Raw genomic sequence first — 14,156 nt, 5'->3', positions numbered from 1 at the left:
TTAGAGGAATTCGTCTAGCGTGGACATGAACCGGTCGAACTGGTCGTGGTGCAGCCAGTGGCCGGCATTCTCGAACTCGATCACCTTTGCGTTGTTGAAATGCCGAAGGCGGCCGTCCTGTTCGGGATTCGACGCCCAGCTGTTGGCGCCATAGAGGAGCAGGGTGGGGCAGGCGATGGCGCCCCACAGCGCGGCAATGTCGTCCTGCGGCATGTCGAACGCGGGCCAGATGTTGAGGTAATTGTCGAACTTCCAGCTCCACGATCCGTCCTCGTTGCGACTGATGCCGTGGATCGTCAGGTGGCGCGCCTGCGCTTCGGTCAGGTAGCTGTTCTCGCCCATCATGCGCGCAAGCGCGTCGTCGAGCGTCGCATAGCGGCGCGGCGTGCGCCCCGCGGCCTGCCTTTTGTCGTCGATCCATTTGCGGAAGCGTTCGGCATAACCCGTCTTTGCGCGTTCGGCGATCATCTTGGGCGAGGGGCCGAGGCCCTCGATCGCGACGAGCTTGCGGACATTGTCGGGATAGAGTCCGGTATAGCGCAGCGCGATATTACCGCCCATCGAATGCGCGACGATCGACAGCGGGCCGAGGTCGAGCTGGTGGATCAACTGGGCGAGGTCATAGACAAAAGTGTCCATGGCGTAATTGCCGTCGGGCGACCATGCACTGTCGCCATGACCACGCAGATCGGGGGCGATGATGTGATAGCTGTCCTGCAGCTTTTCCGCGACCCAGTCCCAGTTGCGGCAATGGTCACGGCCCCCGTGGACGAGCAGCAACGGCGGCGCGCCGCGGTTGCCCCAGTCGACATAGTGAAGCTTCAGCCGCTGTGAGATGAAGCTGTTCGAAGTGGGGCCGGCACTTGCCATCGGTTCGTCCTTGCTGTCTGTTCCAGTTTCAAAAGGCGACTGGTTTCGATCCGTCAACCCCGCATCGGTGCGATCGGCCTTCAGGGATAAATCAAGGGAGAGAGATATGAGCACATTCCGCGACAATCTGCTGGCCGGGAAGACGGCGTTCGTTGCCGGCGGTACCAGCGGCATCAACCTTGGCATTGCCAAGCGTTTTGCCGAGCTGGGCGCAAAAGTCGCCGTCGCGGGGCGCGATCCGGACAAGGCTGCACGTGCGGCGGCGGACATCGGCAAGGGCGCGCTTGGCCTGTCGGGCGACGTGCGCGATTATGCGGCGATCCGCGGGGTGATGGAGCGCGTCGCGGGCGAACTGGGCCCGATGGACATCGTTGTTTCGGGCGCAGCAGGCAATTTCCTCGCCCCCGCGCTCGGCATGTCGGCGAATGCGTTTCGTACCGTCGTCGACATCGACCTCAACGGCACCTTCAACGTCTTTCGTGGCTGTCACGACCTGCTCAATCGCCCCGGCGCGTCGCTGATCGCGATCACCGCGGGGCAGGCAGTCAACGCGTCGGCGCTGCAGGCGCACGCCTGCGCTGCGAAGGCGGGGATCAATCAGCTGATTCGTGTCTTGGCGCTCGAGTGGGGACCCGAGGTGCGGGTGAACGGGATTTCGCCGGGGCCGATCGCCGGGACCGAAGGCATGGCGCGCCTCGCGCCTGATGCTGCAACGCGTCAGTCGCATTTCGACCGCATCGCGATGAAGCGCTGGGGCGAGGTCGAGGAGGTCGCCGAATCGGCGGTGTTCCTCTGTTCGCCGGCGGCAGGATATATTACCGGGACGATCCTCGACTGCGACGGCGGCAGCCAGATCGGCGACGCGTCGCGCGGTGACCTGGCCCGCGGAATGGCATGACCCCGGGCGTCGCCGGGACGCCAAAGCAAAAACGCCGCCAACCCGTTGGGGTGGCGGCGTTTTTAATGGTGGGCGTGGCAAGGATTGAACTTGCGACCCCTGCGATGTCAACACAGTGCTCTACCACTGAGCTACACGCCCATCCCTTGGGGTGACGCGCCCCCTAAAGGCCTCTGCGCGGCTTGGCAAGCCCTCGCGCGCGCCGTCGTGATTATTGTTGGCTCGACCGGTCGGCGCGGCCGAACATATTGTCGACCTCGCGCACCAGATTCTTGAGGTGAAACGGCTTCGAAAGCAGCTTCGCCTGCGGGACATTTTCCTCGGCGCGCAGCGACACTGCGGCAAAGCCGGTGATGAACATGACCTGCGTCTGCGGCGCGGCCTTGGCCGTATGCTGGGCGAGTTCGATCCCGTCCATTTCGGGCATGACGATATCCGACAGCAGCAGGTCGAACGTCCCCGAATCGATATAGGGCACCGCCGCGGTACCGCGATCGACCGCTGTGACATGATAGCCGGCGCTGGTCAGCGCGCGCGCGAGATATTCGCGCATCACGTCGTCATCTTCGGCCAGCAAAATACGAATCATGCTGAATATTATTCCCTGGTCCCTCGACGCCGCCGGTTCCCTTTGGCCGCGTCCTCTAAGCTGTATCCGGCATAGCGTCAGAGATTTAACAAATTGACGCGCGGTGCTGGATTCATCGGGCTTTTTTTGCCACGCAGTATCCATGCCGTTCCGCAGCATCCCGCCTGCCGCCATCGCTGTCAACCGGCCCGCGGCGAATGGGCCCGTGGTCGTGTCGGTGCCGCACGCGGGGCGCATCTATCCGCCGGAAATCCTGGCTGCCGCGCGCGTCGAGCGGTCGCATCTCGAGCGGCTTGAGGATGGCTGGTGCGACCTGATCGCCGCCGATGCAATCGATGCGGGGGGGACAGTCGTGCAGGCGCTCTGGGCGCGCGCCGTCGCGGATTGCAATCGCGGCGAAGGCCAGATGGCGCCGGGCGAGGTCGCGATGTCGCTGCGAAACCGGTTCTCGGCGCCCGGCCGCAAGGAGCGGGCGGGGCTTGGCGTCATACCAACGCGACTCGCCGACTGCGGTCCGTTGTGGAAGCGGCCGATCGATCCCGCGGCGCTGCATTGGCGCCTCGAATCGCTTCACCGGCCCTATCATGCGATGCTGGCCGAAGAGCTGGCGGCGGCGCGCGACCGGTTCGGCCACGCGATATTGATCGACCTGCATTCGATGCCCCCGATTCCGGTCGGGCAGCCGGGGCATGGCGCGCGCATCGTCGTGGGCGATCATTTCGGCGCGACGGCGGGCGCATGGCTCGTCGACCTGGTGATGGCATCGGCCGAGCGGCTGGACGCGTCGGTGTCACGTAATCAGCCTTATGCCGGCGGCCATATTGTCCGGACGCACGGCCGACCGGGCGATGCGATTCACGCCGTGCAGATCGAGATCGATCGCAACCTTTATCTGACGCCGGAACGCCTGCCCGACGCGACGCGCATCAGGGAGCTGGCGGGCTGGTTTGCTGAAATGGTTGCGGAAGCAGGGCAGGCGCGGCCCTCGGCCGAAATATTCCCGCAAGCGGCTGAATAAAAAAACCACCCCGTACCGAAGTACGAGGTGGCCAGGGTCCAGGGAGGACGCGCCCGCGCCAATGAAGGCTGGGCACTCACCGCGATGGAAAGGGGGAAAACCATGGCGGTGTAAGAGGAATTTAGGGTGTTGTGCCCCGACTTACAAGAAGAGACGGTGCAAAATTTGCAATATGCAAGAAATTGGTCGGGGAGAGAGGATTCGAACCTCCGGCCCCTGCCTCCCGAAGACAGTGCTCTACCAGGCTGAGCTACTCCCCGACCGATCTTTGCACCGGCGGGCCGGTGCGAAGGCAGGGCGGTCCTCTAGACGCGCAATCTGTGAACTTCAAGCGGCAATCGGTACGTCGGATGCGATTGTCCAACCTACATCATTTGGGCTGTCCGAAAGCTGAAATGGCCGTCGGTCACGAAAATCAGGTGATCGGCCAGCTCGATGCCCATCGTCCGCAGGAAAAGCGCGGCGTCATGCGTTGTGCGGATGTCGGCGTCGCTCGGCCAGGGCGTGCCCGAAGGATGGTTGTGCGCCATCACGACCGCTGCGATGTCGCCGCCCAGCAACGCGCGCCAGCAACGCGGCGGGATGACGCAGCGGCCGGTCGCGTCGCCATCGGCGCGTTCCAGCCGCACCAGCCGTTCGAACGCGTCGAATCCCGCGATAAGCAAGGTTTCGCGTTCGTCGTCGAACAGCGGGCGCAGCAAATGGCGCGCGACAAGATCCTCGGACGGACGGGGCACGAATCCGGCCAGCGCCGACGGTTCCGGCGCTTTGCCGACGGGTTCGAACAGGGTCATCGCCGGGGCCATGCGCCGGAAGCGCGCGATTCCCAACGCAGGAATGACCCGCATCGGAGGCTTTACGCGGGCGTTCGCGCAGGCTCCCGCTGCTCCCTTGTCCGCGCGGGGCGCGAGGCCTAGCAACGGAGGGAGAAAATCGGGAGTGTGTCTTGTCTGATTCCATCCATTATGAACTTCAATATCTCGACCTGATGCGTCGTATCTGGGTCGAGGGCGACGAGCGCATCGATCGGACGGGCGTCGGGACGCGCTCGCTGTTCGGCGAAACGATGCGATTCTCGCTGCGCGACGATTCGATTCCCTTGCTCACGACCAAGCGCGTCTATTGGAAGACCGCGGTGCGCGAACTGCTGTGGTTCCTGACGGGCAACACGAACATCCGTCCCCTCGTCGCGCAGGGCGTCAAGATCTGGACCGACTGGCCGCTCGACAAATATCGCCGCGAAACGGGTGAGGCGATGAGCGCCGCCGATTTCGAGGCACGGATCGTCGCCGACGCCGATTTCGCCGCGCGCTGGGGCGACCTCGGTCCGGTTTACGGGCATCAATGGGTGAACTGGCCGCGCTACGAACCGGCGGGCGAGGGGCTTTATCGACGCAGCGAGCAAGGGCACAACCAGATATCGGCGCTGATCGAGTCGCTGCGGAACAATCCGGGATCGCGGCGGCACATCTTTACCGGCTGGAATGTCGCCGACCTCGACCGCATGGCGCTGCCGCCCTGTCACATGACCTATCAGTTCCATGTCCGCAGCGACGGCGGCTTGTCGTGCCTCCTGTTCCAGCGTTCGTGCGACCTGGGCCTGGGCTTCGCCTTCAACGTCTTCGAGGCGGCGCTGCTGACGCGCCTAATTGCACAACAATGCGACCTTCATGCACACGAACTGGTGTGGACGGGCGGCGACGTCCATCTCTACCTCAACCACGCGGACCTGGTCGAAGAACAGCTGTCGCGCGTGCCGGAAGGCAGCCCCCGGCTGCATATCCTGCGGCGTCCCGACAGCATTTTCGACTATCGGTTCGAGGATTTCACGGTCGAGGATTATGCGCCGCAAGCGCATATTCCGGCGCCCGTCGCGGTTTGACCACCGCCGTTGCATTCGTATGGCGACTGTAATATTATGTCGCCACGTTGAAATATAACTAGGCGCTGATTCGCGCCTCGAAGGACGAGGACATGCCCGAGACGCACCCCCCGAAGGATGAGGGGCGCGCGGCGAGCAATCTGCCGCCGCTGTCGCTTCATATCCCCGAACCGCGCTATCGCCCCGGCGATACCCCCGACTTTGGCGATATCGATGTCCCGGCGGTCGAAGCGGCCCCGCGTCCGGGCGAGGCGACGAAGCCCGACGCGATGCGCGAGCTGAGCTACGGACTGGTCCGCGTGCTCGATTTCGACGGGCAGGCGAAGGGGCAGTGGAATCCGAAACTGACGCCCGAAAGACTGCGCGTCATGCTCCGCTACATGATGCTCGTCCGCGCGTTCGACGATCGCATGTTCCGTGCCCAGCGGCAGGGCAAGACCAGCTTTTACATGAAGTGCACCGGCGAAGAGGCGACCTCGGTCGCGTCGACGATGGCACTCGACCGCGGCGACATGTGTTTCCCCAGCTATCGCCAGCAGGGCATCCTGATCGCGCGCGACTATCCGCTGATCCAGATGATGAACCAGATCTACTCGAACCGCGGCGATCACCTGCTCGGTCGCCAGCTGCCGATCATGTATTCGGCGCCCGAGCACGGCTTCTTCAGCGTGTCGGGCAACCTCGCGACACAATATCCGCAGGCGGTGGGTTGGGCGATGGCATCAGCGTCGAAGGGCGACAGCCGGATCGCGACGGTATGGTGCGGCGAAGGCTCGTCGGCCGAGGGCGACTTCCACTCGGCGCTGACCTTCGCGACCGTTTATAACGCGCCGGTCATCTTCAACGTCGTCAACAACCAGTGGGCGATCTCCAGCTTCTCGGGCTTTGCCGGCGGCGAGCGCACGACATTTGCGGCGCGCGCCGTGGGTTACGGCATCGCCGGGCTGCGCATCGACGGCAACGACCCGCTCGCGGTCTATGCCGCGACGCAGTGGGCCGCGGATCGCGCGCGCACCAACAATGGCCCGACGTTGATCGAGCATTTCACGTACCGCAGCGAAGGTCATAGCACGTCGGACGACCCGAGCGCCTATCGCCCGGCCGACGAGGCGACCGCGTGGCCGCTCGGCGATCCGATCGCACGGCTGCGCCAGCATCTCGAAGTGCTTGGCGAATGGGATGCAGAGCGTCACGAGACCCAGGCGAAGGAGCTCGACGATCTGGTCAAGACGACCCAGAAGCAGTCGGAAAAGCTCGGTATTTTGGGCCACGGTATGCACCAGCCCTTCGAAACGATGTTCCAGGACGTGTTCGAAGAGATGCCCTGGCACCTCAAGGAACAATGCGATCAGATGCTCGCCGAGCAAGAGGCCAAGTTCGGCCCCAACTGGAAGCCCGAATAATGGCTGAAACCAAAACCATGAACATGATCGAGGCGATCAACAGCGCCATGGACGTCATGCTCGCGCGCGACCCGAACATGGTCGTGATGGGCGAGGACGTCGGCTTTTTCGGCGGCGTGTTCCGCGCGACCGCGGGCCTGCAGAAAAAGCATGGCAAGACGCGCGTGTTCGACACGCCGATCAACGAATGCGGCATCATCGGCGTCGCGGTCGGAATGGGGGCCTATGGCCTGCGCCCGGTCCCCGAAATCCAGTTCGCCGACTATATCTATCCGGGGCTCGACCAGCTCGTCAGCGAGGCGGCGCGCCTGCGCTACCGTTCGGCGAATGATTTCATCTGCCCGATGACGGTGCGTACACCCTTCGGCGGCGGCATTTTCGGCGGCCAGACGCACAGCCAGTCGCCCGAAAGCATCATGACGCATATCTGCGGCGTGAAGACGGTGATCCCCTCGAACCCCTATGACGCCAAGGGCCTGCTGATCGCGGCGATCGAGGATAATGATCCTGTTGTCTTCCTCGAACCCAAGCGCATCTACAACGGTCCGTTCAGCGGCTATTACGACCGCCCGGTCGAGCCCTGGTCGAAGCATGACGCGAGCGCGGTTCCCGAGGATTATTACCGCATCGAACTCGGCAAGGCCGCGACGGTGCGTTCGGGCGAAGCGCTCACCATCCTTGCCTATGGCACGATGGTCCATGTGACGAAGACGATCGTCGAGGAAATGGGCATCGATGCAGAAATCATCGATCTGCGCACGCTGCTCCCGCTCGATATCGACGCGATCGAGACGTCGGTCAAAAAGACCGGCCGCTGCCTGATCATCCACGAAGCGACGCGCACCTCGGGCTTCGGCGCCGAACTCGCCGCGCTGGTGCAGGAACGCTGCTTCTATCACCTCGAGGCGCCGGTCGAGCGCGTCACCGGTTTCGACACGCCTTATCCGCATAGCCTCGAATGGGCCTATTTCCCCGGCCCGGTGCGCATCGCGACCGCGCTGACCAAGATTTTGAAGGACTGACGCCATGGCCCGTTATTCATTCCGTCTGCCCGACATCGGCGAAGGCATCGCCGAGGCCGAAATCGTCGCCTGGCACGTCAAGATCGGTGAGCGCGTCGAGGAAGACGCGCAGCTTGCCGATATGATGACCGACAAGGCGACCGTCGAAATGGAATCGCCCGTTTCGGGGATCGTCGTCGAACTGGCGGGCGAGGTCGGCGACCTGATCCCGATCGGCTCGACGCTGGCGGTGATTGAAACCGACGGTGACGGTGACGTCGAAGCACCGCCGGCCGACACGCCGGTCGAACAGGAAATCGTCGCGGAAACGCCGGGCGCCGAAGAAATCTCGGTAGCGGAGGCGGCGCCAACCCCCGAAGCCGTTCGTGCTGAGCCTGTCGAAGCACCGTCCTTGCCTTCGGAAGAGAAGAGCAGCCCTTCGACAAGCTCAGGGCAAACGGGACATGGGAAGCAGGTTCTGGCTTCACCGGCCGTTCGTGCGCGCGCCAAGGACCTCGGTGTCGACCTGTCGCAAATTCAGGCCGAGGGCGACCGTATCCGCCACGCCGATCTCGACGCCTTCCTCCGCTACAGCGGCGGGCAGGGCTATCACGCCCCCGGCGCGAGCCGCGCGCGCGCCGACGAGCCGATCAAGGTCATCGGGATGCGCCGCAAGATCGCCGAGAATATGGCGGCATCGAAGCGCGCGATCCCGCACTTCACCTATGTCGAGGAAATGGATGTCACCGCGCTCGAAGAGATGCGTGCTGATTTGAACGCCAATCGCGGCGGCCGTCCGAAGCTGACGATGCTGCCCTTCCTGATCGTCGCGATCTGCCGCACCATTCCGCAATTCCCGATGCTCAACGCGCGCTACGACGATGAAGGCGGCGTGGTGACGCGCTATGGCGCGGTGCATCTCGGCATGGCCACGCAGACCGACGCGGGCCTGATGGTCCCCGTGATCCGCGACGCGCAGGACAAGAATGTGTGGCAACTCGCGAGCGAGATCACGCGCCTCGCCGAAGCCGCGCGTACCGGCAAGGCGAAGGTCGAGGAACTCACGGGCGGTACGCTGACCGTCACCTCGCTCGGCCCGCTCGGCGGCATCGCGACGACCCCGGTGATCAACCGGCCCGAGGTCGCGATCATCGGGCCGAACAAGATCGTCGAGCGTCCCGTCTTCGACGGCGACGAAATCCGCCGCGCGAAGCTGATGAACCTGTCGATCAGCTGCGACCACCGCGTCGTCGATGGCTGGGACGCTGCAAGCTATGTGCAGGCGCTCAAGAAGCTGATCGAAACGCCGGTTCTGCTGTTCGCCGATTGATAGGCACGAAGCAATCCGGGGCAGTGGACGCGCGCCCCGGATTGCTTCGCTACGCGCAGGGCAGGTCTACAGCCCGAGCCCCGCGAAACTCGTCTGGTCGAACTTCAGCTTGAAGGTCACATAGGCGCCCGAACGCGAGTAGCGCGCATCTTCGAAATCGCGATCGTGGAAGCCGGCGAAATTATAGCCGAAGGTGATGTTCGCATTCTTCATCGGTGCGAGAGTCAACGTCGGGCCGCCGGCCCAGCTCACGGTATCGGCGTCGGTCCCGATGCGCACCGTGCCCGACGCGCCGACATCGACATGCTCGCCGAGATTGAAGCGGAAGTCGGCGCCGATCAGGTTCGACCATCCCTTGACGTCGTCGGCGCCGAAGCGGTTGAAATTATAGCGCGTACCCCAGAAGACGCCGATTTCGGCGCGCTCGTACCACATGCCATCCGCGCCGCGCTCGCCGAGCGGGGTCCAGTTGACCGACAGGCTGTTGAGCAGGCGGCGGCTCGTCGCGTCGCCGTCGATCGTCAGCGCGCCGCCGCCGATCGGGCCCGGCTGACCAGCGACGGCATCGCGGACCTTGTCCGAACGGAATTCGCTCTTGTTGAGCCATGAGACCCGCGAATCTGCGGGGCGGTGCGCCCAGCTCATTTCGAAGTTGATCACTTCGGTCGTCGGCGTCGTGCCGCTGCCGCTCGCCTTGGCATAAGTGAACAGCGCGCCGAGTGCGCGACCTTCGCCGAGCTGGCGGAGGCCGCCGAGCGTCAGGCCGTAGCGATTGGCCAGTTCGCCATCGCGATATTCGGCGCGGCCGGTGAGTGTCCAGCGGTCGGCGCGATAGGTGGCGCCGGTGCTGATCGCGAGGAAATCTTCGGTCAATGTCCCATTGCCGCCGAGAAAGCCGCCCGATGCGACCGGATGCTCGGCGTTGAGCACATCCTTCGCGCGAATCCCGCCGATCGTGCGATTGCCGTCGACCGACACATCGACCGACCAGCGTGTCCCGAGCTTCAGGGACTGCGACAACCCATATGCCGCGAAGCTGCGCGGGCCATATTCGCCAATTTCCTGCTGGTTTGCGGTCGCGAGCAGCCGTGCGCCCGACCAGGGCGTCAGATCGAAGCCCAGTCGCGCGGTGCGCGCCTTGATCGTGTCGCCATCGGCAATTTCATAGCTGCCGACGAGGTTGACGTCGCGGTTGATCGCAAAGCGCGCGCCGAGGCGATGACGCGTCGGAAAATCGACGCTCGCGTCCTTGCCGCCGAGGGCAAATTCGGTCTGCGCGTCGAGTTCGAGCCGCTTGCCCATCAGGCGTTGCGTCGCGCCGAGCTGGACGATGTTCGAGCGATTGCGCGTGCCATCGGTCAGGCGATCGTCGGCGTGTGTCAGCCCGGCGCGCGCGACGCTGGTGCCATTGTCATATTCGATCAGCGCGCGGGCGGCGCGGCGACGTGCGCTCGTTTCGAGATAATCCTCCTGCCATGCGCTGCCGGTGACCGACAGCGTACGGCTGGTTTTCACGCGCGCGTCGAAGCCGAATTTGCGCGTGCCATTCTCGCCGCTGTTAAGCTGGCCGGTACCGAAGCCCGCCTCGCGCTCGCGGACATAGGCGAGGAAGTCGGCGTTGCTGCTGTGATGCTCGGCCTCGATCAGCCATGCCTTTGCGGTGCCGTTGGCGGTCGCACCGCCATTGCTGGCCTTGGCATCGCTGACCGCAAGTTCGGCGCGAACCTCGGTTTCGAGCGAAGGCCGATAGCGTGCATCGACCCCGCCGAGATTGGTTTTGGCATTCCCATCTTCGTCGTGGATGAAGGTCGCACCCACGCGCAGTTTCTCGTCGCTTGATTGATAACTGACGCGGCCGCCGGCGTTGAGCACGCGCTGGCCGATACCGTCGACTTCATATTCGGCGACGATGAATTGCGGATCGAGGTTCGATGAGCGGCTGAGCACCGGCTCGCGGAAACGAAGCGTGCCCGACAGATAGTCGATGTCGTAATCGACGTGACGCGACAGGTTCACGCGGTCGACGATGCGCTCGCTATGCAGCCGGTCGCGCGTTTCGATGACGATCCGCTCACTGTTCGGCAGGATATCCTTCGCACCAAGCTGGTACGGGCCGGTCAGGCCGTTACCCTGAATCTCGTCGCGGCGGAAACGGTACGGCGTGTCCGCGACGAAGGCGGTCGCCGCGACATTGCGGCCGCGATACTCGGCTTTGCCACCATTCAGAGCGCGCTGGTAGCGGGCGAGCTCGGGTTCCGAAATGCCGGTCTCGATATCGCCGAACATCGCATAGAATTGCGGGCGCTCGAGGCGGAGATAGAGTTTGCGCACCGACGCTGCGTCGTAACGCGTCTCGTTGCGGTCGGCATAGATGGTGTAATAGGCGCGCGGGTCGATCACGCCGCCGAACCGCGCGTCATCCTTGTCCCTGTCGCTGTCATAGGCGAGCGTCATCAGCCATTTGCCGCGCACGCGGCCCTTGGCATAGAGCGCGAGGCGCGCGTCGGCGTTGAGATCGTCGAGATCCTGCGCCACCGGCTCCATCCGGTCGTCGAGCGTATTGTAGCCGAGTGTGCCCGCGGCAAAGCCGACGACGGTCCACGGGCGGTTACCCGGATCGAGCCAGGTTTCGATCGTCTGCTGGCGCGTCACCCTGTCGTCGCGGAAGGTGAATTCCATCGCGAGCGTGCCCGACGCCGTCGTCGGTTCGAGTTCGATGTAAGCGATGCCGTCGTCGCCATCGATCTTCCACACCGGCTGTGCGCGTTCGAGGCCCGCGAGCTGGCGCGCCTGCTGCGCATCGGCTTCGACGGCGGGATAATAGGGCGCGGGGACGCTGAAATCGCCAGTCAGCCCGGCGCGGATCGGCTTGCCGTCGCGATCGGTCAGGCGCACCGCGATCACCGGGCGCGTCACGCCGTCGGCGACGAGCACCGACTTTTCGCGGATCAGCGACGCCCGCATCGGGGTGATCGAATAATGGACCGTGCGTTCAAGCGTTTCGACCGTCACGCCGTTCGCGTCCGTCACGTCGGCAACCAGGCGGTTTTCGCCCTCGCGGATTTCGAGCCCGCGCCACAGGCTGACCGCGACGCTGCCGTCGGCCGATTTGCTCACGCCTTCGAATGTGAGCGCGTCGGCGGGCTTGCCGTTGACGCGGAGCGTCACTTTCTGGCCCGGCGCGTGCTTGATCGCGGCGCGGATCGCTTTCGCGCGCGGGTTGTGGTCTGCGTCGGGGAAGAGCCAGCCGATGCCCGGCGTCTGACCCGCGGGCCAGTCACGACCGGCACCCGCGGCTTCGGGATCGCTCAGCACCTTCGGCGCTTCGATGGCCGCCTTGACCGGTGCGACGCGCGGTGCGCTCGCGACGGCGCGGAAGTCGGCACGCTTCAGGGCGCCGCCACGGCCTTCGACGAAGCGCGATATCGCGCTGCCGGCGCTCTGCGTCGAGCGCGCGCAGTCGATCGCTTCACGGTCGAGCGGCAGCGTCGATGGATCGATCTGTACGACGTGCAGGCCGGGGCGGACGCCCTCGAAGTGATAGCGGCCGTCTTCGTCGGTTACGGTATAGCTGCCGTCCTGCAGCATCACGCGCACGCCCATGATGCCATCGGCCTTGCCCGGATTTACGGCGCAGCCGCCGTCGGTAATCCGGCCGATGATCGTCATCCGGTCGCCGAGCTGGTCACGTTTGATCGAAATCGTCGCTTCGGCGACGTTACTCGTCGAACCGCGGTTATCGGTCGCGGTGGCGCGATTGAGGGCGTTGCCGGGCTGCGCCGACACGATGACCTCGGCCAGATAGGTGAGCAGGACCGAGCGCGACGCCGCAATACCGGGCAGGGTGACGGCAAACTCGCGGCCGTTGGCTTCGACCACGGGGGCAGCAAGGATGCCGTCGACACGCACCGTATCGGCGCGCAGGCGCATGCCCGCGGGCAGGACGTCGCGTACGGTCACCGCGCCGGTGCTGCGGCGTGTGTCGCGGTTCGCGACCTCGATGCGATACTGGATCACGTCGCCGGGCACCGCGACCTGCGTCGAGGTCGTCTTGCGCAGGATCAGCGGCAGTCCCGGCTGGTCGACGGGAATGTCGACACGCACGGGGGCGGGGCTGCTCAGCGTGAAGGGGTTGCCGTAGCTCGCACCCGTGATTTCGAACGGCTGTCCGTCATCGGGACGGCGCAGGCTGGCGAGCGCTGCTGGGCTGGACGTCGACGGCGCAGTATAAGGAGCCGGGGGGGCGACAATCAGGCGATACGTGCCCGGCGCGACAAAGGGGAAACGATAGTCGCCCGGCGGGAAATTATAGGTCGTGCCGCCAGCGTCGGTGACGCTCTGCCCGGTCACGACGCTCGACGGATAGGCCGAGACGCCATCGTCGCCGAACACCTGGGCAGGCTGGCCGGTCGCGGCATCGACGATTGTCACGCGGCTGCCGGGGACGGGCGCGCCGTCGCCGCTGTCGAACACGATGCCGAAGGGATCGACAAGGAAGTTGATCGTCGCGAGCGCGACGAGATTGGCCGTCGCCTGGTCGGTGACCCGCAGCGCGAGCGGCGCGCCGGGATTGACCGAAAGGCGGCAATCGCCTTGCGCGACCGCGGGCGGGACGCCGACGGTGTTTATGAAGCCGACGAATTCGCCGCTGTTATTCGCCGTTTCGGTCAGGGTGATCGACTCGCGGTCGCCATTTTCCAGCTCAAGGACGACGGGCAGGGTGTCGCGCTGCTGCGGATCGGCATTCGCCGATGCCAGCGTGACCCCGACGACCAGCACTTCGCCGGCACGGAAATTGTCGGTGCTTTGCAGCGATGCCGGGGCGGTCGAAATGCCTTCGTAAACGCCGCCGAGCGGGATTGTGCTGGTGGCGCTGCGCGCGGCTGGACGGTTGCACTGGGTCGGTGCGAGCGGCACCGATTTGTCGCCGCCGCCGCTCGTCAGGCGATAGGTTGCGATTGTCGGCGGCGGCGCCGGACGCGGCGTCACCGTCACGTCGACGCGGTTCGACAGCGCCTGACCGGGTTGCCCGTCATGCGTCCACTGCGCCGAAGCCGTGTTCGTGATCACCTGCGCGCGCGCCGGGGGTATCGCGGGCAGCAGGGCTGCCGCGACCAGCGCGGTCACAAGGCCGGAAAATGTCGAGCGGAGTGCCATGCAAGCCC

The 14,156-nt window shown here is 64.9% G+C and carries 10 protein-coding genes and 2 tRNA genes; 6 read left to right on the top strand and 6 right to left on the bottom strand.

The features are described from left to right. Entirely contained in the window at positions 1-870 is an 870-nt protein-coding gene (locus tag ACIPPQ_RS13615) for an alpha/beta fold hydrolase (RefSeq protein ID WP_446544602.1), read from the bottom strand. A gap of 106 nt (positions 871-976) precedes the next feature. Here ACIPPQ_RS13615 and ACIPPQ_RS13610 point away from each other — a divergent pair, with 106 nt between their 5' ends. Continuing rightward, entirely contained in the window at positions 977-1,768 is a 792-nt protein-coding gene (locus tag ACIPPQ_RS13610) for an SDR family oxidoreductase (protein WP_446544601.1), read from the top strand. Positions 1,769-1,834: 66 nt separating this feature from the next. Here the strand turns inward: ACIPPQ_RS13610 and ACIPPQ_RS13605 are convergent. Next, positions 1,835-1,909: transfer RNA gene (locus ACIPPQ_RS13605), tRNA-Val, on the bottom strand. A 70-nt stretch (positions 1,910-1,979) separates the two neighbouring features. Then, a complete protein-coding gene (gene cpdR / locus ACIPPQ_RS13600; RefSeq protein WP_446544600.1) occupies positions 1,980-2,357 on the bottom strand; it encodes a cell cycle two-component system response regulator CpdR in 378 nt (125 codons plus the stop codon). 142 nt (positions 2,358-2,499) lie between these two features. Between cpdR and ACIPPQ_RS13595 the strand changes: the two genes are divergently transcribed. Next, positions 2,500-3,375 (top strand): N-formylglutamate amidohydrolase, encoded by an 876-nt coding sequence (locus tag ACIPPQ_RS13595; RefSeq protein ID WP_446544599.1) that lies wholly within the window; start codon positions 2,500-2,502, stop codon positions 3,373-3,375. A gap of 183 nt (positions 3,376-3,558) precedes the next feature. Here the strand turns inward: ACIPPQ_RS13595 and ACIPPQ_RS13590 are convergent. Further along, positions 3,559-3,635, bottom strand: a tRNA-Pro gene (locus ACIPPQ_RS13590). Positions 3,636-3,740: 105 nt separating this feature from the next. Next, on the bottom strand, positions 3,741-4,169 hold the full coding sequence (locus ACIPPQ_RS13585) for a JAB domain-containing protein (protein ID WP_446544598.1): 429 nt from the start codon (positions 4,167-4,169) through the stop codon (positions 3,741-3,743). A 152-nt stretch (positions 4,170-4,321) separates the two neighbouring features. On the opposite strand from ACIPPQ_RS13585, the gene thyA reads away from it, so the two are divergent. The 4 genes from thyA to ACIPPQ_RS13565 all read left to right on the top strand — a co-directional run bounded on the left by thyA (position 4,322) and on the right by ACIPPQ_RS13565 (position 8,991). Next, positions 4,322-5,257, top strand: coding sequence for a thymidylate synthase (gene thyA / locus ACIPPQ_RS13580; protein WP_446544597.1), 936 nt, complete (start codon positions 4,322-4,324; stop codon positions 5,255-5,257). A 92-nt stretch (positions 5,258-5,349) separates the two neighbouring features. Further along, positions 5,350-6,660, top strand: a complete 1,311-nt coding sequence (locus ACIPPQ_RS13575; protein ID WP_446544596.1) for a thiamine pyrophosphate-dependent enzyme — start codon at positions 5,350-5,352, stop codon at positions 6,658-6,660. Next, positions 6,660-7,682 (top strand): alpha-ketoacid dehydrogenase subunit beta, encoded by a 1,023-nt coding sequence (locus ACIPPQ_RS13570; RefSeq protein WP_446544595.1) that lies wholly within the window; start codon positions 6,660-6,662, stop codon positions 7,680-7,682. Before ACIPPQ_RS13575 ends, ACIPPQ_RS13570 begins: the two co-directional genes overlap by 1 nt. 4 nt (positions 7,683-7,686) lie before the next feature. Beyond that, positions 7,687-8,991 carry a dihydrolipoamide acetyltransferase family protein gene (locus ACIPPQ_RS13565; RefSeq protein ID WP_446544594.1) on the top strand — a complete coding sequence of 435 codons (1,305 nt, stop codon included), beginning with the start codon at positions 7,687-7,689 and terminating at the stop codon, positions 8,989-8,991. 66 nt (positions 8,992-9,057) lie between these two features. On the opposite strand, the gene ACIPPQ_RS13560 is transcribed toward ACIPPQ_RS13565, so the two are convergent. Further along, a complete protein-coding gene (locus ACIPPQ_RS13560; protein WP_446544593.1) occupies positions 9,058-14,148 on the bottom strand; it encodes a hypothetical protein in 5,091 nt (1,696 codons plus the stop codon). Between the last annotated feature and the right edge of the window lie 8 nt (positions 14,149-14,156).

The sequence above is a fragment of the Sphingopyxis sp. LARHCG72 genome, assembly GCF_052871675.1.
Note: the sequence above shows the minus strand (reverse complement) of the source record. Positions and strands in the feature narration are given on the sequence as shown.